18 protein-coding genes are annotated in these 21,754 nt (G+C 67.8%); 14 read left to right on the top strand and 4 right to left on the bottom strand.

Features of this window, described 5'->3' with window-relative positions; all coding sequences use genetic code 11:
• Window positions 1-65 precede the first annotated feature (65 nt).
• Both DXT68_RS14080 and DXT68_RS14075 read left to right on the top strand, forming a co-directional pair.
• A complete protein-coding gene (locus DXT68_RS14080; RefSeq protein ID WP_082068924.1) occupies window positions 66-5,726 on the top strand; it encodes a DUF11 domain-containing protein in 5,661 nt (1,886 codons plus the stop codon).
• Window positions 5,727-5,731: 5 nt separating this feature from the next.
• Complete coding sequence (locus DXT68_RS14075) at window positions 5,732-7,558, top strand: sigma-70 family RNA polymerase sigma factor (RefSeq protein WP_082068923.1); 1,827 nt, start codon at window positions 5,732-5,734, stop codon at window positions 7,556-7,558.
• Between the two features lie 486 nt (window positions 7,559-8,044).
• Here DXT68_RS14075 and DXT68_RS14070 read toward each other — a convergent pair whose 3' ends face one another.
• A complete protein-coding gene (locus tag DXT68_RS14070) occupies window positions 8,045-8,707 on the bottom strand; it encodes an arsenate reductase/protein-tyrosine-phosphatase family protein (RefSeq protein ID WP_082068922.1) in 663 nt (220 codons plus the stop codon).
• 118 nt (window positions 8,708-8,825) lie between these two features.
• Between DXT68_RS14070 and DXT68_RS14065 the strand changes: the two genes are divergently transcribed.
• The 11 genes from DXT68_RS14065 to DXT68_RS14015 all read left to right on the top strand — a co-directional run bounded on the left by DXT68_RS14065 (window position 8,826) and on the right by DXT68_RS14015 (window position 17,923).
• Window positions 8,826-9,086 carry a DUF6458 family protein gene (locus DXT68_RS14065; protein ID WP_045254147.1) on the top strand — a complete coding sequence of 87 codons (261 nt, stop codon included), beginning with the start codon at window positions 8,826-8,828 and terminating at the stop codon, window positions 9,084-9,086.
• A 6-nt stretch (window positions 9,087-9,092) separates the two neighbouring features.
• Entirely contained in the window at window positions 9,093-9,764 is a 672-nt protein-coding gene (locus tag DXT68_RS14060; RefSeq protein WP_045254146.1) for a phosphatase PAP2 family protein, read from the top strand.
• Window positions 9,761-10,573 carry a DUF1206 domain-containing protein gene (locus DXT68_RS14055; RefSeq protein WP_045254145.1) on the top strand — a complete coding sequence of 271 codons (813 nt, stop codon included), beginning with the start codon at window positions 9,761-9,763 and terminating at the stop codon, window positions 10,571-10,573. Before DXT68_RS14060 ends, DXT68_RS14055 begins: the two co-directional genes overlap by 4 nt.
• A 118-nt stretch (window positions 10,574-10,691) precedes the next feature.
• A complete protein-coding gene (locus DXT68_RS14050) occupies window positions 10,692-12,422 on the top strand; it encodes a DHA2 family efflux MFS transporter permease subunit (RefSeq protein ID WP_052677714.1) in 1,731 nt (576 codons plus the stop codon).
• A gap of 1 nt (window position 12,423) precedes the next feature.
• The gene (locus DXT68_RS14045) at window positions 12,424-12,879 is read left to right on the top strand and encodes a MarR family winged helix-turn-helix transcriptional regulator (RefSeq protein WP_045254144.1); all 456 of its coding nucleotides are present in this window, start codon (window positions 12,424-12,426) and stop codon (window positions 12,877-12,879) included.
• 123 nt (window positions 12,880-13,002) lie between these two features.
• Window positions 13,003-13,752, top strand: coding sequence for an ABC transporter permease (locus DXT68_RS14040; RefSeq protein ID WP_082068921.1), 750 nt, complete (start codon window positions 13,003-13,005; stop codon window positions 13,750-13,752).
• On the top strand, window positions 13,752-14,522 hold the full coding sequence (locus DXT68_RS14035; protein ID WP_045254143.1) for an ABC transporter permease: 771 nt from the start codon (window positions 13,752-13,754) through the stop codon (window positions 14,520-14,522). The genes DXT68_RS14040 and DXT68_RS14035 overlap by 1 nt, the downstream gene beginning before the upstream one ends.
• The gene (locus DXT68_RS14030) at window positions 14,519-15,475 is read left to right on the top strand and encodes an ABC transporter substrate-binding protein (protein ID WP_045254142.1); all 957 of its coding nucleotides are present in this window, start codon (window positions 14,519-14,521) and stop codon (window positions 15,473-15,475) included. Before DXT68_RS14035 ends, DXT68_RS14030 begins: the two co-directional genes overlap by 4 nt.
• 84 nt (window positions 15,476-15,559) lie before the next feature.
• Complete coding sequence (locus DXT68_RS14025) at window positions 15,560-16,093, top strand: MarR family winged helix-turn-helix transcriptional regulator (RefSeq protein WP_052677726.1); 534 nt, start codon at window positions 15,560-15,562, stop codon at window positions 16,091-16,093.
• Between the two features lie 39 nt (window positions 16,094-16,132).
• Window positions 16,133-17,221: an alkene reductase gene (locus DXT68_RS14020; protein ID WP_045254140.1), complete on the top strand. Its 1,089-nt coding sequence runs from the start codon at window positions 16,133-16,135 to the stop codon at window positions 17,219-17,221.
• A 66-nt stretch (window positions 17,222-17,287) separates the two neighbouring features.
• Entirely contained in the window at window positions 17,288-17,923 is a 636-nt protein-coding gene (locus tag DXT68_RS14015) for a DUF1684 domain-containing protein (RefSeq protein WP_045254139.1), read from the top strand.
• A gap of 10 nt (window positions 17,924-17,933) precedes the next feature.
• Here DXT68_RS14015 and DXT68_RS14010 read toward each other — a convergent pair whose 3' ends face one another.
• Entirely contained in the window at window positions 17,934-19,334 is a 1,401-nt protein-coding gene (locus DXT68_RS14010; protein ID WP_045254138.1) for a threonine/serine exporter family protein, read from the bottom strand.
• Window positions 19,335-19,407: 73 nt separating this feature from the next.
• The gene (locus DXT68_RS14005) at window positions 19,408-19,752 is read right to left on the bottom strand and encodes a DUF7882 family protein (protein WP_045254137.1); all 345 of its coding nucleotides are present in this window, start codon (window positions 19,750-19,752) and stop codon (window positions 19,408-19,410) included.
• A gap of 230 nt (window positions 19,753-19,982) precedes the next feature.
• Here DXT68_RS14005 and DXT68_RS14000 point away from each other — a divergent pair, with 230 nt between their 5' ends.
• A complete protein-coding gene (locus DXT68_RS14000) occupies window positions 19,983-21,167 on the top strand; it encodes an alcohol dehydrogenase catalytic domain-containing protein (RefSeq protein ID WP_045254136.1) in 1,185 nt (394 codons plus the stop codon).
• A gap of 17 nt (window positions 21,168-21,184) precedes the next feature.
• Here DXT68_RS14000 and DXT68_RS13995 read toward each other — a convergent pair whose 3' ends face one another.
• Entirely contained in the window at window positions 21,185-21,622 is a 438-nt protein-coding gene (locus tag DXT68_RS13995) for an SRPBCC family protein (RefSeq protein WP_045254135.1), read from the bottom strand.
• Window positions 21,623-21,754 lie beyond the last annotated feature (132 nt).

The following is a 21,754-nucleotide window of genomic DNA, read 5'->3' as shown; positions in this document are numbered from 1 at the left end:
GCGAGCTAAGGTTCCCCGCGTGGGGGCGGTGCCGAATCTTTTCTACACATAAACGAGGGGGAACAATGACCGGCAAGCCGGCGCGAAGGAAGCGCTTCACATCGGGAGCGGGGGAGAGGCTGAGAAAGATTCTCGCCCTCGTCTCCGCCGGGGCGTTGGCGACAGCCACCCTGGTGAGCATGAACCTGGTGGGCGCGTCGCCGGCTATGGCTGCTCCGGGAGACGCCTTCGACCCGAGTACGCCCACGGTCTTCGTCGCCCAGTCCAACGCTGGTCAAACCACTCAACTTTCCCGCGCCGAGACGACAGGCGATGGAACGTTCGCGTTCACCCCGGAGGGCGGCCGTCTCGCCTCGGGCAACTACAACGCCATCAGCTTCAATACCTCTGACAACTACATCTACGGTGTCGTCACCACTGCGATCGGGTCCATTCCGAACGGATCGATCATCCGGATCGGCCAAGGCAACGTGGTCACACGAGTGGGTACCTCGACCTTCACCCCACCGACACAGTTCGTCGGCGCGTTCAACTCGGACAACGGGCGGCTGTACATCGCCAACGGCTCGAACACGAATCCCATCATCCGTCAGATCAACGTCTCGACCGGTGCGGAGGTGGCGTCGATAACTCCGTCGATCGGCGGGTACTCGATCGCTGACATGGAGTATCTCGACGGGTTCTTCTGGGCGTACGACTACAACGCCGACCAGCCGACCGGCTCTCTCATCCGCATCAACCCGACCACCGGGGAGACCACCCGCTTCCCCGGCGCCGTCACCACCACGCTGACGGGCGCCTGGGGCGCCGCCTGGCGCTTCGGAAACGGCAACCTGGGCTTCTCGCACAACGGCACGGGGACCATCGTGCAGTTGCGCATCACCAACCCGGGGTCCGCGAACCCCACCTTCACAACGGTCTCGACAACGCCCGGCCCTGGCTCCAGCGGCAACGACGGAACTGCGATCCCTGGCCTGCCGGCAGATCTCTCGATCACCAAGACCGGTCCTGCGACCTTCGTGTCCGGAGACCGCATCAGCTACAACGTCACGGTCACGAACAACGGTGCGGGTGTCTCGAGCGGCTGGACCGTCACAGACGTCCTGCCCGCCGGTCTCAGCAATCCGACAGTCACGGGCAACGTCAGCGAGACCATCGCGGGCAATACCGTCACCGTGAGCGGCTCACGCCTTGCGGTCGGCCAGTCGACGACGTTCACGATCGCTGCCGATACGAACGTCTCGCCGCCCGCCTGTGTCACCAACACCGCCTCCGTGCTTGGCAACGAGGCTGACCCGAACGCGAACAACAACCAGAGCAGCGCTCAGTCCTGCGCACTTGCGCTCTCGGTCCAGAAGACCTCCGACGCCACCGCCGACTCGCGGCCGGGTGATGTCGTGAACTACACCGTCACCGCCACCAACACCGGCGCCGGCGCTTACACCACGAACAACCCCGCAGTGGTGTTCGACGACCTGTCGGGCGTGCTCGACGATGCCGACTACAACGCGGACGTGGCGGCGTCAGCTCCCGGAAACCTCGGCTATCAGTCCCCACGGATCTCCTGGTCGGGCCCGCTCGCCGTCGGGGCGTCCGTCCAGATCACCTACAGCGTGACCCTCAAGACCGGCGGTAACGGTGAGGTGCGCAACGTCGCCTGGGTGCCGGACGACCCCGGGGTCACCACACCTCCCACCTGCGATCCGGCAACGGGGGGCATCGACAACGCCACCGGTCAGCCCTGCGCCGTGTCCGAGGTCGACCTGCCGCGCCTCACGATCGACAAGTCCGTCAACACGACGGAGCTTCCCGCGATCGGCGAACAGGCCACCTTCACGATCGTCGTGCGCAACGCCGGACCCGGCGCATACACCGTCGGCAACCCCGCGACGGCGACCGACGACCTGAGCGCGGTGCTCGACGACGCGACGTTCGACGACGCGTCGCTGACAGCCAGCGTCGGCACAGCCACTCGCACCGGGAACACGCTCGGATGGAGCGGTGTGCTCGCTGCCGGCGAGCAGGCGACCATCACGTACTCCGTGACGTACACGGGTGAGGGCGACCAGATCCTCCGCAACCTCGCCTGTATTCCTGAGGACGAGACCCTGCCCGGCGCGCAGAGCTGCGACCGCGTGCAGGTTCCCGGGGCACTGTTGACGCAGTGGAAGTCGGCTCAGGCATCGTCCGACCCGGTGGTGGCCGGATCGACCATCACGTACACGCTGTACTTCGACAACGACGGGCAGGCGCCCGCGACCGTCGATGCGGTCGACGACCTCACCTACGTCCTCGACGACGCAGCGGTCACCACGGAGCCGACAGGCTCTGACGGACTGACGGTCGTCCGCGACGGTGCGGAGATCTCCGTCACGGGATCGGTGCCGGTGGGGCAGACGTCGACGGTCACGTACACGGTCACCGTGCTGCCGGACGACGAGCGCGGTGACAGCCTCGCCTCGAACTTCCTGCTCGCGCCGGGAGAGACCCCGCCGCCTGGTGGCGAGTGTGTGCCGACCGACACCGAACAGCCCAACTGCACGACGACTCCGATCACCGGTGTCAGCTACACGAAGTCTGTGGAGGCGTCCGAGACGCCCGTGCGCACCGGCACCGAGCTCACGTATACGGTCGTCGTGACCAACACGGGCGCCACCACCGTCGATGTGCTGCGCGATGACGACCTCAGCGACGTCCTCGACGACGCGACGCTCACCGGCGCTCCCGAGTCCGACACCGGCTCGGTGACCGTCGACGGCCCGACTGACGACATCCTGCAGATTCGCGGCACCCTGGCCGCCGGTGCGACGGCCGAGGTCACCTACACGGTGACGGTCAATGCGCTCGGCGACCGTGGGAACAACACCGCAGCGAACTTCCTCGTGCCGCCGGGAACCCCGCCGGCGGGTCCTTGCGACCCCGCGACGGAAGAATGCACGGTGACCCCGATCCAGGGGTTCACTGTCTCGAAGTCCAGCGATGCGCAGACGACGACTCCGGGAGGCGTGGTCACCTACACGGTGACCGTCACCAACGTGGGGGCCGTCGACTACACGGACGCCGACCCCGCTGCATTCGAGGACGATCTGTCGGGTGTGCTCGACGACGCGACGTACAACGGTGATGTCTCTGCAGGCGGCACGGTGACCGACACAACGCTCACCTGGTCCGGCCCGCTCGCTGTCGGGGCCACTGCGACGGTGACGTACTCCGTGACGGTGAACAGTCCTACGGCCGGCGACTCGATCCTCGAGAACGCCGTCGTGCCGGACGGCCCCACGGGTGAGTGCGTGACCGACGGATGCATCGTCACGACCCCCGTGTCGTCGTACACGGTGTCGAAGGAATCTGATGCCACCACGGCCATGGCTGGGGACACCGTCACGTACTCGGTGACCGTCACCAACACCGGTCAGGTCGCCTACACGGATGCCGCCCCGGCGTCGTTCGATGACGATCTGTCTGGCGTTCTCGACGACGCGACGTACAACGGCGACGTCTCTGCAGGCGGCACCGTGACCGAGAACACGCTCACCTGGTCCGGCCCGCTCGCTGTGGGCGAGACCACGACCGTCACCTACTCGGTGACGGTGAACGACCCGCTCACCGGTGACCGCACCCTGCGCAACGCGGTGGTTCCGACCGGACCGGGAAGCAGCTGCGATCCGGATGAGAACTGTGTGACCGAGACTCCGGTCGCGTCCTACACGGTGTCCAAGGCATCGGACTCGGCGACGGTGCTCCCCGGGGGCGTCGTGACCTATACGGTCACGGTGACCAACACCGGTGAGGTCCCGTACACGGATGACATGCCTGCGACCTTCGAGGACGACCTCTCGGGTGTGCTGGACGATGCGGTGTACAACGACGACGCATCGAACGGTGCGGAGGTCTCGGGAAACACCCTCTCCTGGTCCGGAGCCCTCGGCGTCGGTGAGTCGATCGAGGTGACGTACTCGGTGACCGTGGACGATCCCATCACGGGTGACTTCGAGCTTCTCAACGCGGTCACTCCGACCGCACCGGGAGGCGGTTGCGACGGCGCCTGCACGACCGACACCCCCGCGGGCTCGTACCGCGTGGTCAAGTCCACCGTCGCCACGGAGGTGCTGCCCGGCGACGTCGTCGAGTACTCGATCACCGTGACGAACATCGGCAAGGTCGCCTATACGGATGACGCTCCCGCGTCGTTCACCGACGACCTGTCGGCGGTGCTCGATGACGCGGTCTACAACGGCGATGCGACGAGCTCGAGCGGCGCAGGCGTCAGCTACACCGACCCGCAGCTGGCATGGTCCGACGCGCTGGATGTCGGCGAGACCGTCACCATCACCTACTCGGTGACTGTGAACGATCCGGCCACAGGTGATCGGCAGCTCGCCAACACGGTGGTGACACCCCCGGGGACGGGCGGCAACTGCGTGGAGGGATCGACAGATCCTGCATGCGTGGCGAACGTTCCCGCCGCCTCGTACACGGTTGCGAAGTCGGCGTCTCCCGGCACGGCTCTTCCCGGCGATGTCGTGACCTACACGGTCACCGTGACCAACACGGGCGCGGTCGCCTACACCGACGAGAACCCGGCGTCGTTCACCGATGACCTCTCCCGCGTGCTCGACGACGCCGACTACAACGACGACGTCTCGGTCGGCGGCGAGGTGTCAGGTGACACGCTCACGTGGAACGGACCGCTGCAAGTCGGCGAGACGATTCAGGTGACCTACACCGTGACCGTGAACGACCCCGTCACGGGGGACTTCACGCTTCGCAACGTGGTCGCACCGTCTTCACCGGGAGGCTCGTGCGTCGAGGGCTCGTGCATCACTGACACGCCGGTCGCCTCCTACGCGGTCGAGAAGTCTGCAGATGTCGAGGACGTCACCCTCGGAGGTGTCGTCACCTACACGGTCACCGTCACGAACACCGGACAGGTGCCGTACACGCAGGACGCTCCGGCGTCCATCGTCGATGACCTGTCCGACGTGTTCGACGACGCGTCCTACAACGACGACGCCACCGCTGGTGCGCAGGTCACGGGGAACACCCTCAGCTGGGCAGGCGAGCTCGCAATCGGTGAAACCGTGGCGATCACCTACTCGGTCACGGTGAACCAGCCGGCGACCGGCGACGGAAATCTCCGGAACAGCGTGACGAGCGACGGCCCGGGTGGCGGATGTGTGGGTGATTCGGACTGCATCACGAACACTCCGGTGTCCAGCTACCACGTGACGAAGACCGTCTCGACAGCGACGGCATCGGTGGGAGACAGAGTGACGTTCACGATCACCGTGACCAACACCGGAAAGGTCGCGTACACCGACGAACGTCCTGCGACGTTCACCGATGATCTGACGTCGGCGCTGGCCGTGGGCTCTTACAACGGAGACGCCACCGAGGGTGCGACCTACGACAAGCCTGTTCTGTCCTGGTCTGGAGCTGTCGGCGTGGGCGAGAGCGTCGATGTCACCTACTCCGTCACGGTGACCTCCACAGGGCAGCTCCGCAATGTCGTGGTCACCCCCGACGGGTCGGGAGCAAACTGCTCGAACGACTCGGACGATCCGGATTGCCGGACGACGACGACGGTCGTTCCGCCGGGCCTGGCGACCACGGGTGGGGTGATCTGGATCGGTGGCGGTGTCGCTGGTGCTGCGCTCCTGATTCTCGGGCTGTGGCTCGTCTCCAGGCGTCGTGCCGAGCGGATCGGGTCTGCCACGCAGGTCTGATATCGATGCAGCGGCGGCCACGGGCGAAAGTCCGTGGCCGCTGCTGCGTTCCGAGCAGCGGGGGCCACGAGAGAAGAAACGTGATGAACGACAATCAGGAAGAGCAGATCGAGGAGATCTCAGACGAGGAGCTCCTCGAGCATGTTCGCCGAGGCGACATGCGCTCCTATGGACTGCTGTGGGAACGGCATGCCGGACCGGCCCGATCGGTTGCGCGCGGCTTCGCCGGTCTCGACGCCGACGACCTCGTCTCCGAAGCCTTCGAACGACTCCTCGTGGCCCTTCAGGCCGGTAAAGGGCCCCAAGGGGCATTCCGCCCTTACCTGATCACGACGGTGCGGAACGTCGCGCGGCGCCAATACAACCGGGACGTGCCTCGCGCAGAGATCGACTTCGACTTCATGGTCGATGCGGACGCACCTGATGGTGAAAGCGCTGCGATTCAGGGGCAACGCCACCGCGCCGTCAGTGAAGCGTTCCAGTCTCTCCCTCTACGGTGGCAGGAAGCGCTGTGGTATGCCGAGGTCGACGGTCTCCCGCCGAGAGAGATGACCGGATCTCTCGGACTCTCCGCCAACGCCGTCTCCGCGCTCGTGCTCCGAGCGAAACGCGGTTTCCGCGATGCCTGGGTGACTGCCCAGCTCGCCAGAGCGGATTCGCCGGAATGTCAGCAGATCCTCTCCGACATCGGCGCGTACTCGCGCGGCGGTCTTTCCCCGCGCGCGACCAAGAAGGTCGATTCGCATATCGCGACATGCGAATCGTGTACAGCAGCGCTGAAGGAAGCCCGCGAGATCGCACACTCCCTCGCTCTCGCCTTGCTTCCCGCAGTGGCCGGCGCGGCAGGTGCCGTCGGGTATCTGTCGACCATGCGGCCCCCGACGATGCCCGAGATGCAGCTGCCGGTCACGACCGCGGCGGCTGCCGAAGGACCCGTCCGCGAGGGACCCCGCAGTCTGACGACTCGTCGTCTGGGGGCAGCGGCGCTCGTGGCCGTCGTCCTGATCGGCGGTGGAAGTGCCGCCGCGACCCTCTGGCAGCCGGGCTCGGACGCGAACCCGCTCGCATCAGAAGAGCAGACGCAGACCCCGATCGCCTCGAGGCCCGTGCCTTCGCCGCTTCCTTTCGTGAAAGAAACCCAAGACGCACCCCTCAATGAGGATCCGGTGATGCCGCCTCCCGGGGCGACGCGGCCAGACACCCCTGTCGTCACCGATCGCCCGCAAGACCCGACGGACACCGTCCAGCCCCCGGATACGCGACAGAACCCGGGAACGCCGACCCCGACGGTCGCTCCTTCGGACCCTGAAACACCTGACATGGCGGTTCTCCAGGATGACTCCCGCATGTACCCCCGAGTGACGGGGACGGACGCTGTCCCCGGCGCGCGGATCGAGATCAGCGACGCCACCGGCACTCTCGTCGCTGTGACGACAGCAGACAGTCGAGGGCGCTGGACGATGTCGCTCACACAGAACGGGCCCGGTACTTTCACCGTCTCCGCATCTCAGACCGTGCTCGGGCTCGACTCGAAGCCGTCTGCTCCGGTGACCTACACCGTCACGGATGCTCCTGCAGCTGCGCGCCCGCTCGCCGGTGCTGTGGTGGACGCGACACGGTTCAACTTTCGTCTGGACCTGCCTCCTGGCACGGTGATCCAGCGCCAGATCCTCGGTCAGCCATCGATTCACACCCTGACCGTGCCCGCCTCGGGCGCGTGGAACGAGTATCTCGCAGTCACGCCGGGCGACCGGGTGCTCCTTCTCCGGTACGCACTCCCAGAAACACGAGACTTCGGCCCCTGGGCGGAAACCGAGTTCACTGCACGATGACTCAGCGATCAGCGATCAGCGATCAGCGATCAGCGATCAGCGATCAGCGACATGAGAAGAAGGGGGAGAGAGTCGAGACCCTCTCCCCCTGTTCGCTGGACGCCTGAAAGGCGGGGCCCGAAACAGCAGGCATGAGGCCTGCCGATATCTGTCGACCTATCTACCGCATCCCCGAACCGTGGAATCGTGACGCCGGATCATGAAATCTGAGGCGCCCCTCGTGAAATCAGGCGATTCTCTGCACAGCGAAGATTCCCTTCACGTTTTCACGTCACGATGGGGGATCCCCGTGATGTACATAGTGGATCGTTTTCCCCAGTGATCCACACTCAAAGTCCCGTACTTCACGCTGCGGGCTCGGTGTGGGGGGCTCTCCCCGCCCTCCACACCCACCTCTGACGGAACGCCGTCCGCCGACGATCCCGGTCGGGTGCTCGCACCCCTGAGATTCTGCCTGCACGTCGTCGCACGGGCTGAGGACACTGCTCAGATCGGGAGAAGCCGGGACGAGAAGGAGCGGATCCGGCGGAAGAGAGTGTCGAAGGCCGCGTCGAACGCGGCGGCGGTGCCGATCCTCGCAGGATCGCGGATGGACCAGTGCAGATCGTCGCCGTCGCGCAGCCGCTCGTGGGCGTCGTCGCACACCGTGATCACGAGGTCGCCGTCCGCACGGACGTCGTCGATGTGCTGCGGGGGATGGTCTGACGCGATGGTGAGGCCGTGGCGGGCGGCCGACGCCGTCGCCTCGGGGTTCACCGCGTTCGCGGGCCGCGTTCCCGCCGATGCGACGTCGACCGCGCTCGTCTCGCGCCAGATGGCCTCGGCGAGCTGCGACCGCGCCGAGTTCGCGGTGCACACGAACAGCACGCGCTGCGGCGGCACGATGCTGGCGGGTGCGAGAGTGTCGAAGACCTCGGGGCGAAGGCCGATGTAGTTGCGGCGTCGGTCGAATTCGGAGCGCGAACGGGTGATGATCTGCGCCGATTCGAGGACGCCGAGATGATGCGCGACCAGATTGGAGCGAAGGCCGAGGGTCGCCCCGATCTCGGAGGACGACAGATCGCCGGTCGTGAGCAGGTCGACGATCCGCAGGCGCGACTGATCGGCGAGGGCGGCGAAGATCCCCGTGCGGCGTTCCAGGTCGGTCATCACCTTCATCGTTACCAGACGCCCGCTGATCTGTCCACGGCTATTGACTCAACGTGGATTGACCATATGTTGGTGCCAACGGGCCCCGCCGAGGCGGCCCAGGAGAGGAATCCACATCATGGGTATCGGAACCGGCATCGCGCTCATCGTCATCGGAGCGATTCTCGTCTTCGCGCTCAACATCGACACCGGCGGCTTCGTCGACCTCGATCTGATCGGCTACATCCTCATGGGCGCCGGCGCACTGGTGTTCCTGATCAGCCTCGTCTTCGTCACGCGCAGCAGGCGCACCGAGACCGTCGACCGCACCGCGGTCGACCCCGCAACGGGCGAGCGGGTCACCCGCAGAAGCATCCGTGACAACGAACCCCTCGCCTGATCGCGCGTGTCCGATGCTGCCCGTCGCAACGCCGCACTGCTGACGGGCATCTCGGCCGTCGTCGCCTTCGTCGCGCTGCGCAGCATCGTCGCGATCGGCGGGCATGAGCCGCTGACGATCGACGTGTGGTGGCACGACGTCATGGCGGCGGCATCGAGCGATGTCGGCATCGTCATCGCGTGGGTGCCCGCGGTCGTCGGAGGCACCCTCGGCATGATCCTGGTCGGCGTCGCCCTGATCGTCCTCCTGCTCCGGCGGGACCGGCGGGGCGACGCCGCGACCCTGGCGATCGCCATGATCGCGGTCGTCGCGCTCGGTGCGACGATGGCAGCGGTGATCGGACGCACGCGCCCCGAGGACTCGCTGGCCGAGAGCATGGCCACATCCTTTCCCTCCGGGCACACCGCGGTCGCGACCACCGTGGTCGTCGTGCTCGGCATCGCCCTCCGTCGCCGCCTCGTCTGGGTGCTGGGCGCGATCTGGGTGATCACGATGATGTGGAGCCGCACCTACCTCGCGGCGCACTGGCTCAGCGATGTCGTCGCCGGGATGCTCGAGGGCGTCGGCGTCGCCACGCTCGTCTGGGTGTGCGCCGAGGCCGCCCGCGATCGCCGTGCCGCCCACCTGTCCGCCACGACTCCCTTCCCGCACCCCGACGAAAGCGCCACGACACCATGAATGTCCCCACATCAGCGGCCGGCACCGCCAGGGCCGCGCAGAGCAGCACGGCGTTCCGCATCCTCGCCAGGGTCGGCTACGTCGTGCTCGGCATCCTGCATCTGCTCATCGGCGTCATCGCCGTCTCCCTTGCGACCGGCGGCGGCCGGGGCAGCGCCGATCAGGGGGGAGCGCTGTCGCAGATCCAGCAGTCACCCGCCGGCACCGCTCTGCTCTGGATCATCGTGCTCGGGCTGTTCGCGCTCGCGATCTGGCAGATCGCGGAGGCGGTCGTCGAGAGCGATGCCGATGCCAAGAAGAAGTGGGCTCACCGCGTCAAGTTCGCGGGGACGGCGGTGGCGTACATCGCCATCGGAGCGACCGCTCTCGTGTACGCGCTCGGCGGGCGGTCAGAGTCCTCGGATTCGTCGCAGTCGTTCAGCGCACGCCTGCTGGCCGTGCCGGCCGGCGTCGTGCTGCTCGTGCTCGTGGGCCTCGTCGTCGTCGCGGTGGGTGTCGCGTTCATCGTGCGGGGTGTCACGCGGGCGTTCACGAAGAACCTGTCGCTGCCCGGTGGCGCGGCGCGCTCGGGCATCATCGCGTTCGGCGTCGCCGGCTACATCGCCAAGGGGATCGCGGTCGCCGTCGCCGGCGTGCTGTTCGTCATCGCCGCTCTCACGCACGACCCCGAGGCGGCCGGCGGTCTCGACTCCGCGTTGCGCAGCCTCGCGGGGCTGCCCTTCGGGGTGTTCATCCTCTGCGTGGTGGGCGCGGGGCTCGCCGTGTACGGCCTGTTCTGCGTGGCTCGGGCACGCTACGCGAGGATGTGACGCCCCGCCCGGCCGGTCGAGGGGCCCCGGATGGTTGCTCCAGGTCGACAGTTGTGCTTTAGCAACCATCGGGCGTATAGTTGATTCTTATCAACTTTCTACACAGGAGCATCCCACTGTGACCCACGTCTCTTCCTCTTCTCTCGCTGAGCCCACACGCTCGCCGCGCGAGGTCTTCACCGCGATCTCCGGCCTCGTCGTCGGCATGTTCGTCGCCGTGCTCTCGGGCACGGTCGTATCGACCTCGATGCCGGTCATCATCGCCGACCTCGGCGGCACGCAGTCCCAGTACACCTGGGTCATCACCGCGAGCCTGCTGGCGACCGCCGTCTCGACCCCGATCTGGGGAAAGCTCGCCGACCTCGTCGATCGCAAGATCCTCGTGCAGATCTCGCTCATCATCTTCACCGTCGGCACGGTGATCGCAGGCTTCTCGACCGACACGAACATGCTCATCGCCGTGCGCGTGATCCAGGGCATCGGCGTCGGCGGCCTGATGTCGCTCGTCATGATCGCGGTCGCGCTGATCATCTCGCCCCGTGAGCGCGGCAAGTACATGGGCGTCGTCGGCGGGATCATGGCCCTCGGCACCATCGGCGGCCCGCTGCTCGGCGGACTCCTCACCGACGTGTGGGGCTGGCGCTCCAACTTCTTCGTCGGCGTGCCCTTCGCGCTCCTCGCGCTCGTGCTGCTGCAGTTCACGCTGCACCTGCCCAAGCCGCAGCGCGACACCAAGGTCTCGATCGACTACTTCGGCATCGTCCTGCTCGCGGTCGGCGTCTCGACCCTGCTGATCTGGGTGTCGATGGGCGGCAGCCAGTTCGACTGGGACTCCTCGACCAGCATCATGCTCGTCGTCACCGCGGCGGTCGCGATCGCCGGATTCATCACCGTCGAGTTCTTCGTCAAGGAACCGATCGTGCCGATGTCGCTGTTCCGCAACCGCACCTTCACGCTCTCCGTCATCGCGTCGATCGCGATCGGCGTCTCGATGTTCGCGACCTCGGTGTTCCTCGCGCAGTACTTCCAGCTGGCCCGCGGCGCCACACCCACCGAATCCGGCCTCATGACCATTCCGATGATCATCGGCCAGATGGGCGCGTCGATCATCATCGGCCAGCTGGTGAGCCGGTTCGGCAAGTGGAAGGGCTGGATGCTCACGGGCTCCGTCCTCACCACGGTCGGTGTGAGCCTGATGGCGACGCTGCGCTACGACACCCCGTTCGCCCTCGTCGCGACGTACATGTTCGTCCTCGGCGCCGGACTCGGCATGGTGATGCAGAACCTCACCCTCATCGTGCAGAACGACACGAACCCGAAGCAGCTGGGAGCCGCGTCGTCGAACGTGAACTTCTTCCGCACCATCGCCGGCACCATCGGCGTGACGGTCATGGGTTCGCTGCTGTCGACGAGCGTCGCCTCGTACATGTCCGACGCGCTCGAGGGCTTCACGCCGACCACTCCCGACGAGGTCGACGCACTCACCCACCTCGCCTCCGGCGACGTGCCCAAGGTGACGCAGCTCCCCGACACCATCCGTTCGATCGTCGAGGGCGCCTACGGCCACGGCATCGCGGATGCCTTCATCATCGCGATCCCGCTCGCCGTGATCTCGATCATCGCGATCGCGTTCATCCGCAACAAGCCGCTCTCGACCAAGAACGCCGCGGAGCAGCTGCGCGAGCAGGCCGAGGAGTCGGTGCTCGACGTCTCTGAGGCGGAGGTCGGGGCGAACATGTCGACCGGCACCATTCGGATCTCGGGTGTCCAGGCGTCGACCCCCACCGGGTCGGTCACCGTTCTCGAACACGAACGCCAGGGCGAGCAGGGCCGGGAGCCGAGGAACTGAGATGACAGTCTCAGAAGCGGCGGTGTCCGCAGATGTGGACACCGCCCTCGGCGACCTGCAGACGCATCTGAACCTCATCTTCGCGAGGACCAGGACGCTCTGGCGGGAGTCGGCGGCGAGGATCGACCCCGAACTGCAGGTCGGCGGCTACAAGCTGCTCGCCTTCATCGACCGCGCGGGCTCGGCCAGCGCCCACGAGCTGGCGGAGCGGTTCGAGATGGACAAGTCCGTCATCAGCCGCCACGTGCGGATGCTCGAGGAGCTCGGACTGCTGGCCTCGAGGGCCGACGCGCGGGACGGACGGCTGCGGGTGCTGACGGCGACGCCGTCGGCCTGCGCCGCTCTCGCCGAGCTGCGCAGCGACCATGCGTCGCGGCTGCGCACCGTGGTCGCGGAGCTCACCCCCGACGAGATCGAGGCCGCCTCGAAGGTCTTCCGACTGCTCGCAGAGGTCTGAGCGTCGCACCCGAACGATCACTCCTCGTGTCGTCTCGGGTTGTCGATCGAGATGTTCTGTGGTTCAGTCGAATGTCTTGACTTCGCGATTCGGCGTCCCAAGACCGTACAGAACGGTGCTTCGGTGAACTGGATCGCCTCAAATCTCGGCCTGATCTTCGATCTCACGATCAACCACGTGCGTCTGGCGATCATCCCCATCCTCCTCGGCTTCGTGATCGCGGTGCCGCTGGGCTGGGTGGCCAGTCGCAATCGCGTGGCCAGAACCGTCATCGTCACGACGGGCAGCCTGCTCTACACGATCCCGTCGCTGCCGCTGTTCGTCATCCTGCCGGTCATCCTCGGCACCCGGATCCTCGATGACACGAACCTCGTCGTGGCCCTCACGATCTACGCGGTCGCGATCATGCTGCGCTCGGCGACGGATGCCTTCGGGTCGGTCGATCGGGCGATCATCGAGTCGGCGAAGGCCACCGGCTTCTCGCGAGGCGGACGATTCTGGCGCGTCGAGTTCCCCCTCGCCGGCCCGGTGCTGATCGCCGGCCTGCGCGTGGTGTCGGTCTCGACGATCGCGCTCGTCTCGGTCGGCGTGATCATCGGCTCCGAGAACCTGGGCTACCTGTTCCAGAACGGCAAGCAGCGCGGCATCCTCGAGGAGGTCGTCGTCGGGATCGTCATGAGTCTGCTCATCGCGCTCGTCTTCGACCTGATCCTCGTGGCGATCGGGCGCATCCTGATGCCCTGGAGCCGCGTCTCCGACCGGCGCTCGCGGCGCGGCCGCTCCTCCGACGGCGAGCCGGATGCGGATGCGGACATCGACGCCGACAGCGCTCGCAGCCCGCGAATGCTCGCCCACCCGGGTACGGGGGCCTGATGAACTTCTTCCTCGACGCCATCGCCTGGATCTTCGATCCCGCCAACTGGGTGCCCGGCTCGCAGAGCCCCCTGCCCATCGGCGACCGGCTCGTCGAGCACCTCCTCTACTCGGGGGTCTCGCTAGCGATCGCGATGCTGATCGCCCTTCCGCTCGGCTTCTACATCGGGCACACGGGGCGCGGTCGGCAGTTCGTGATCGGCTTCACCGGCGCCATGCGCGCCCTCCCGACGCTGGGGCTCCTGTTCTTCCTCACGATGGTGCTGCGCTCCGGCCTCAGCACCACTCCGGCCGTGCTCGTCGGCTCCGTCATCGCGTTCGTCCTGCTGGCGATCCCGTCGCTGCTCGCCGGCGCCTACGCCGGGCTCGAGAGCGTGGGGCGCGAGGCGATCGATGCGGCGCGCGCGATCGGGATGACCGAGATGCAGATCCTCCGCAAGGTCGAGATCCCGCTCGGGCTTCCTGTCATCATCGGCGGGATCCGCTCGGCCACGCTGCAGGTCATCGCGACCGTGACGATCGCGTCGTACGTCGGACTCGGCGGACTCGGGCGCATCATCTCGTCGGGAATCGGCCTCAACGACTACACCGTGATCCTCGGGGGTGCGCTCCTGGTGACCGTTCTCGCGCTGGGCGTCGACGGTGTCTTCGCCATTCTCCAGCGCCTCACCCGCACCCGGGGGCAGGCGGCACGCCCCCTCCGCAACGTTCAGCGAAAAAGGTCGGATGCCGCTGTGGCGCCGACTCTCGACGAAAGGACCCCCGCATGACCTCTCGAGCCCGTAAGACCTGGCTGACGGCCTGCCTGCTCGCCGTCAGCACCACCGTCGCACTCACCGGCTGCGCGACCTCCGACCCGACGTCGTCCGGCGGCGAGTCCGGTGGGGCCGCCGACGGCGACGCCATCATCGTGGGCTCCTTCGCCTTCCCCGAGAGCGAGATCCTCGGCGAGATCTACGCGCAGGCGCTCGAGGGCGAAGGCTTCGACGTGACCACCAAGTTCAACATCGGCCCGCGCCAGCAGACGATCCCCGCCCTGCAGGACGGCTCGATCAACCTCATCCCCGAGTACAACGGCAACCTGCTGGCGTACTACGACACGGAATACGCGGAGCGCACGACCGAAGACGTCGACGCGGCACTGCCGGACGCCGTGGGTGCAGACGACCTGCAGGTGCTCGACTCGGCCGAAGCCGAGGACAAGGATGCCTATGTCGTGACGAAGGAGACCGCCGACGACAACAACCTGAAGGCCATCGGCGACCTCAAGGCGCTGGAGCCCTTCTCGCTCGCCTCGAACCCGCAGTTCGGCGAACTCGGCTACGGCATCCCCGGTCTGCGCGACGTCTACGGCGTCGGCACGGAAGCCGGTCAGGTCACTTTCGTCCCGTACGAGGACTTCGGCGGACCCGACACGGTGCAGGCGCTCGTCGACGGCACGGTGCAGGTGGCGGACATCTACACGACCTCGCCGGCGATCAAGTCGGAGGACCTCGTCGTCCTCGACGACCCCGAGAACATGATCTCGGCGCAGAACGTCATCCCGCTGCTCTCGAAGGACATCTACACGGACAAGCTCGCAGAGGTGCTCAACGGCATCTCGGCGAAGCTCACCACCGACGACCTGATCGAGCTGCGCGACCGGGTCGAGGGCGACGAGAAGGCGTCGGCGGCGACGGCGGCGGAGGAGTGGCTCACCGCCGCGGGCCTGCTCGACAAGTGACCGTGCGGACGGGTCACGCGTCCACGATCTGATCGAAGCCCCGCTGTCGCACCGGCAGCGGGGCTTCGCCGTATCATGGCGATCATGAGTGCCTCTTCCGACGAACCCGCCGGACCCGACGCATCCGCCCAGGACGCCGCGTCCGCAGGGGCCCTCGACCTCGACGAGGCGGTGTCGCGCGTCGAGCACGAACTGGGGCGGCTCTTCGCCCGCATCCGCGTGAGCTGGCGGGAGGCGGCACAGACCGTGCATCCCGATCTGCAGCCCCTCGGCTACCAGGTGCTGACCTCCATCGCGACGGGCAAGGCCACATCGGCCGGGGCGATCATCGACCGCCTGCAGACCGACAAGACCGCTGTCAGTCGCCAGGTGCGGCAGCTCGAGCAGCTGGGGCTCGTCGAGAGCGTGCGTGATCCCGATGACCGTCGCGCGCGGGTTCTCGTGGCCACCGAGCTGGCCCAGCAGAAGGTCACGGCCGCGCGCTCGCGCTACGAGGCCCGGCTCGCCGAGCGGCTCGGCCGATGGTCGCAGGCCGACCTCGATCGCTTCGCCGAGATGCTCTCGGAGCTCGGTGGCGGGGCATCCGCGCGCACCGACGGCACTGCTCCGGCATCCTGACCGGGAATACGAACCACGCGACGCGCCTTGACCCTCACTGTGAGTCTTTACGAGCCCGCCGCCTTCGGCGCCCTTCCGCTGTCCAACCGCGTCGTCATGGCGCCGCTCACCCGCACCCGTGCAGACGATGCGGGTGTGCCCACCGAGACGATGGTGGAGTACTACCGTCAGCGCGCGGGGCAGGGCCTCATCATCACCGAGGGCACGTGGCCCGCGGCCGAAGGCAAGTCGTACCCCGGGCAGCCCGGCATCGTGACGCCCGCGCAGATCGAGGGCTGGCGTCGCATCGCCGATGCTGTGCACGCCGAAGGCGGCACGATCGTGATGCAGCTCATGCACGGCGGTCGCGTGTCGCACCCCGCGATCTCCGGCGAGCCCCGCGTGGTGGCGCCGAGCGCTCTCGCGGCTCCCGGTCAGACGCACACTCCCGAGGGCAAGGTCGACATGCCGGTCGCGCACGCTCTGACCCTCGACGAGATCCCCGAGGTGGTCGAGCAGTTCGTGCAGGCCGCACGCAACGCGATCGCCGCAGGTCTCGACGGCGTCGAGGTGCACGGCGCCAACGGCTACCTCGTGCAGGAGTTCCTCTCGCCCGAGTCGAACGTCCGTGACGACCGGTACGGCGGGTCGCCCGAGAACCGTGCGCGCTTCGCGATCGAGGTCACCACGGCGGTCGCCGGGGCCGTCGGCGGCGACCGCACGAGCATCCGCCTGTCGCCGCAGCACAACATCCAGGGCGTCCTCGAGGAGGACGACGCCGACGCGCTCGCCACCTACCTCGCCGTCGCCGAGGGGCTGCGCCCGCTGGGCCTCGCCTTCGTCGACATCCTGAGCGCCGCCCCCACAGGCGAGCTCGTGCAGCGCATCCGCCGCGCGCTCGGTGCACCGCTGATCATCAACTCGGGTTTCGGCGTCGTCACGAGCCGGGAGGAGGCCGAGGGCCTCGTCGTCGACGGATGGGCGGATGCCGTCGCCGTCGGCCGCCCCGTGATCGCCAACCCCGACCTGGTCGAGCGCTGGCGTCAGGACGCCGAGCTCAACGAGCCGCGGCCCGCGCTGTTCTACGGCCGCACCGGTGAGGGCTACACCGACTACCCCTCGCTCGAGACGGTGCGCACCGGCGCCTGAGCGTCGAACGCCTGTCGGACCGCGAACCTGAGCGATCCGACAGGCCGGGCGCGTAGCCTGAACCCCATGACGCTCACGAAAGCCCGCACCGCCGCCGAGGTCGTCGACTGGCGACGCCGTGTGTTCGCCCTGTACGACGCCGTCCGGCAGTCGGAATCGCCGGAGGAGGCGCACGAGCTCTGGCGCATCGAACGCGACGATCTGATGCTGCACCACCCGGCGACCCCGCTGCGCGCGGGCGACAGGGCCCTGTTCGAGGGGCTGCCCATCGCCTCGTACGATCCGCAGTGGCGGTTCGAACTGCCGATCCTGCCCGCCGACCCCGGCGGCTTCGACTTCGCGACCGGAACAGACGGCGTCGTGCCGTTCGAACGCGTCGGCCGGGTGGAGATCCCCGACACCGGCTCGCTCGACATCTGGCGCCTGACGACCTACGGCGGGGGACTCTTCATCCCGGTGCGCGACGCACTGGCCGGACGCCCCGGCGGCACCTACGGGGGCGGCCGCTACCTGATCGACACGATCAAGGGCGCCGACCTCGGATCCGATGCCGACCGCGGCACGATCATCCTCGACTTCAACTTCGCCTACAACCCGTCCTGCGCCTATGACCCCGCATGGGCCTGCCCTCTGGCGCAGCCGGGCAACGTGCTGCCGGTGGCAGTGCCGGTCGGGGAGATGTACGCGGGCACCGCCGACTGACCGCCCGGGCTCAGCGCCGGACGCGCGCCCGCGTCTTCGCGACGCTGCTGAGCGTCGCCCGCACCGGCGTGCCCAGGTAGAGGCCGAGCGACGCGCCGGAGGCGAGTCCGATCCCGATCACCGCGGCGCCGATCAGCGATCCGCCGGTGCCGACGACGCCGCTCTGCGTCCCCACGGCGTGCACCATCTCGAGCAGCCCCTGGAACACCGCGACACCGGGCACCAGGGGGACGATGGCGGCGGTCGTGACGGCGACCGACGGCACATGCAGGTTGCGGGCGATGAGCATGCCGATGAAGCTCGAGGCCAGCGCGCCGATCGCGCTCGCCGCAGCCGGGTGCAGGTTCAGGCCGGTCATCGCCGTGTAGCCGGCGATGGTGACCGCGCTCAGCAGGGCGCTCACGAGGATGATCCTGAGCCCCGCGCCGTTGAAGACGGCGACCGCGACCGCCACGATGATCGCGCCCGTGAACTGGTTCAGCAGCGGGCCGAACGGGGCGGGGTCGTCGGGGAGCCCCATGGTGAAGCCGAACACCTTGCCGAGCTCGAGCCCGACGAGGATGCCGATCACCACGCCGAGCGTCTGCATCGTGAGATCGAGGATGCGTCCGCCCGCGGTGAGCGCGAAGCCGTCGATCGCATCCTGCGCGGCTCCGACCACCGTGAGCCCGGCGAGCATGAGCACGATTCCGGACGCCACGATGATCGAGGGGCGGATGCCGACGAACGGCTCGATGCCGGCCGAGCCCAGCGCCGACACCGCGACGGCGACCACCGTCGTCACGAAGCCACCGGCGATCTGGCTGAAGAAGAGGGGGACCCTGATGCGGGCGAGGCCGGCCTGGGTCAGAGCGGCGCACAGAGCGGCCACGAAGGTGAGGCCGACGACGATCGGCGACGCTCCCAGCATGATGCTGACGCCGACGGCCAGCAGCGCCCTGGCCACGATCACCACGGGCTGCTGGTAGCGGAACGGGAGCCGACGCAGCGCTTTGAAGGCGACGCGGGCGGATTCGAGATCGAGTCCGTCGCCGATGTCGGCGACGAGTGCCTGCACCCGCTGCAGCTTCGCGTGATCGGGGGCGGCGACGCGCACGACGCGCACGAGCGTCTCGGGCCAGACCTCGCCGCTCAGGTGGAACGAGACGGTGATCGAGTTGTAGGTGACGTCGACCTGCACATCGCGCATGCCGTACGCCGCGCAGATGCGTGTGATGGCGAGAGTGACCTCGTGCGCCGACGCGCCCACTCCGAACATCGATTCGCCGATGCGGGTGGCGAGGTCGAGCACGCGCGGGACCGTGCGCTCGTCGATGACGGGCATGGCTTCGGTGAGGGCCACGGCCGACGGGTCGGTGTGCAGCACTCTGCGCACGGAGGCGAGCAGTCGCCGGGGGGAGTTCGAGGCCATGATGCCATTCTCCCGCCTCGCAGACACGTGCTCCGGCGACCCGCAGAACTGCGAGCGGATCGTCGGGACGACGTCAGGCGAGGGCCGGGGTCGGCGCCTTCGTGGTCGGTGCGGAGGCGGGCTCCGTGGGCTCCGGCACCAGGTAGAGGCCACTGGGGGCATTCGCGGTGAACGCGAGAGCCTCGATCCAGTTGCGGTTGATCGAGGGCTGCCTGCTGCCGCTGTAGCGGAAGACGAGCGAGCTGCCGGCGTGCACCCACACGGTCGTGCGTCCGCCGCCCACACTCATGTCCTCGCGCCAGGTGAACGAGAACGGCTCACCGCGACGGAGCTTGGTGGTGATGACCAACTGCAGGTGCGTCAGCGCGCGGTCCTCGATCTCGGCCTTGACGCTTCCTTCGTAGACGAGCTTGCCCATCGTGATCTCCTCAATTCGCCACGCAACCCGTGTCCAGCGGTGCGATCTCGATGATCACTGGCGGTACTCCAGCCTCCCATATATCGCGACGTGTCGGGCTGCGATCTCTCTCAGGATCAGTGCGCGTGGCGTGATGTCAGCACCCGGGTCGAGCGTCTGTCAACCCTCTGTGCCGATCCGCCGACGGATGTGGAGTCTGGGAGCCCGGTAAACGACGAGGAGGACGCACGATGAAGGCACTCACCTGGCAGGGCACCCGTTCCGTGGCGGTCGAGGAGGTGCCGGATCCCGTGATCGAGCATCCGACGGATGCGATCGTACGGATCACGTCCTCGGCGATCTGCGGGTCGGATCTTCACCTGTACGAGCTGCTCGGGCCGTTCCTCGACCGCGGCGACATCCTCGGCCACGAGCCCATGGGCGTCGTGGTCGAGGTGGGCGGCGCGGTGAAGGACCTGGCCGTCGGCGACAGCGTCGTGGTGCCCTTCACCATCTCCTGCGGCCACTGCTTCTTCTGCCTGCGCGGCCTGCAGTCGCAGTGCGAGACGACCCAGGTCACGGAGTACGGCAGCGGAGCCTCGCTCTTCGGCTACACCAAGCTCTACGGCCAGGTGCCCGGCGGGCAGGCCGAGTACCTGCGTGTGCCGCTCGCGGACTACAACCACATCAAGGTCGCCTCGGATCTGCCCGATGAGCGCTACCTGTTCCTCAGCGACATCCTGCCGACCGCATGGCAGGGCGTGGAGTACGCGGACGTCCCGGACGGCGGCACGCTCGCCGTGATGGGTCTGGGCCCGGTCGGGCAGTTCGTGGCGCGGATCGGGGCGCACCGCGGCTACCGCGTGCTCGCCGTCGACCCGGTCGCCGAGCGGCGCGAGATGGCCGCACGCCACGGCGCGGAGGTCTTCGATCTCAGCGACGACATCGTCGACGAGCTGAGAGATCTCACGGGTGGAAGAGGTGCGGATGCCGTCGTCGACGCCGTCGGCATGGAGGCGCATGGCAACCCCGGTGTCTCGCTCGTGCAGAAGGCGGTGGGCCTGCTCCCCGATGCGGCGGCCCGGCAGATCTTCGACCGGGCCGGCATCGATCGCCTCGCCGCGCTGTATTCGTCGATCGATGTCGTGCGCCGCGGAGGCACGGTGTCGCTGAGCGGCGTGTACGCGGGCGACGCCGACATCCTGCCGATGAAGACCATGTTCGACAAGCAGATCAGCCTGCGCATGGGGCAGTGCAACGTCAAGCGCTGGGTCGACGATCTGATGCCCCTGGTCGAGGATCTCGCGGATCCGCTCGGAGTGATGGATCTGACCACGCACACGGCGCCGCTCGACGACGCCCCGAAGCTGTACGAGACCTTCCAGCGCAAGGAGGACGGCTGCATCAAGGTGGTGCTGCAGCCCGATGCGGTGTGACGGTCAGCCGGCGCAGATCAGTCGGCGCGTCCCTCGGCGAGGTAGGCGAGCCGGTGCAGCGTCTCGGAATTGCGCCACCGCAGCAGCGGGGCGGTGAGCAGGTCCGGCAGCAGCGTCGCCGGGCCGCTCACGGGCTCCTCGTCGATGCGCACCATCGTTCCGCCGCCGTAGGAGCGCACGCGCAGGGTGACCCGCGCTTCGCCGATCGGCCAGCCCTTGGCCCGCATCACCATGCGGTGCGGCGGATCCCATTCCTCGACGACGGTCGTGTCGTCGAGCAGCGCCGGCCAGACCCCGACCGAGTGGTGCAGCTCGGCACCCGGCTGGGGCCAGGTCTCGTCGACATCGCGCATGCGCGACGCGCCGACGACCCACGCGGGGTAGAGCCAGCCGTCTCCCAGAACCCGGAAGACGTCGTCCGGGGTGCAGTCCATCGTGCGTACGTTCTTCGCCATCTCGACTCCTGATCTCGGTCGCGTCGTGCTGTCGTCGATCCCGCCCCGACGCGGGCTGTCTGCGGTGATCCTCACTGCATGGTGCGGTGCGTTCCCCGCTCGCTCCCAGGGGGTTGACGACCGTGACCAGTG

Origin of the sequence: Microbacterium foliorum, from assembly GCF_003367705.1 — a bacterium.
GTDB lineage: Bacteria > Actinomycetota > Actinomycetes > Actinomycetales > Microbacteriaceae > Microbacterium > Microbacterium foliorum.
The sequence above is the reverse complement of the archived record's forward strand: the minus strand, read 5'-3'. Positions and strand labels throughout refer to the sequence as shown.

Excerpts from the sequence above, each read along its gene's own strand:
- DXT68_RS14010 (WP_045254138.1), bottom strand. The coding sequence starts at position 19,334 with ATGGCCTCGAACTCCCCCCGGCGACTGCTCGCCTCCGTGCGCAGAGTG.
- DXT68_RS14055 (WP_045254145.1), top strand. The coding sequence starts at position 9,761 with ATGAATGTCCCCACATCAGCGGCCGGCACCGCCAGGGCCGCGCAGAGC.
- DXT68_RS14000 (WP_045254136.1), top strand. The coding sequence starts at position 19,983 with ATGAAGGCACTCACCTGGCAGGGCACCCGTTCCGTGGCGGTCGAGGAG.
- DXT68_RS14005 (WP_045254137.1), bottom strand. The coding sequence starts at position 19,752 with ATGGGCAAGCTCGTCTACGAAGGAAGCGTCAAGGCCGAGATCGAGGAC.
- DXT68_RS14075 (WP_082068923.1), top strand. The coding sequence starts at position 5,732 with ATGCAGCGGCGGCCACGGGCGAAAGTCCGTGGCCGCTGCTGCGTTCCG.
- DXT68_RS14025 (WP_052677726.1), top strand. The coding sequence starts at position 15,560 with ATGAGTGCCTCTTCCGACGAACCCGCCGGACCCGACGCATCCGCCCAG.
- DXT68_RS14035 (WP_045254143.1), top strand. The coding sequence starts at position 13,752 with ATGAACTTCTTCCTCGACGCCATCGCCTGGATCTTCGATCCCGCCAAC.
- DXT68_RS14070 (WP_082068922.1), bottom strand. The coding sequence starts at position 8,707 with ATGACCGACCTGGAACGCCGCACGGGGATCTTCGCCGCCCTCGCCGAT.
- DXT68_RS14045 (WP_045254144.1), top strand. The coding sequence starts at position 12,424 with ATGACAGTCTCAGAAGCGGCGGTGTCCGCAGATGTGGACACCGCCCTC.
- DXT68_RS14015 (WP_045254139.1), top strand. The coding sequence starts at position 17,288 with ATGACGCTCACGAAAGCCCGCACCGCCGCCGAGGTCGTCGACTGGCGA.
- DXT68_RS13995 (WP_045254135.1), bottom strand. The coding sequence starts at position 21,622 with ATGGCGAAGAACGTACGCACGATGGACTGCACCCCGGACGACGTCTTC.
- DXT68_RS14030 (WP_045254142.1), top strand. The coding sequence starts at position 14,519 with ATGACCTCTCGAGCCCGTAAGACCTGGCTGACGGCCTGCCTGCTCGCC.
- DXT68_RS14080 (WP_082068924.1), top strand. The coding sequence starts at position 66 with ATGACCGGCAAGCCGGCGCGAAGGAAGCGCTTCACATCGGGAGCGGGG.
- DXT68_RS14065 (WP_045254147.1), top strand. The coding sequence starts at position 8,826 with ATGGGTATCGGAACCGGCATCGCGCTCATCGTCATCGGAGCGATTCTC.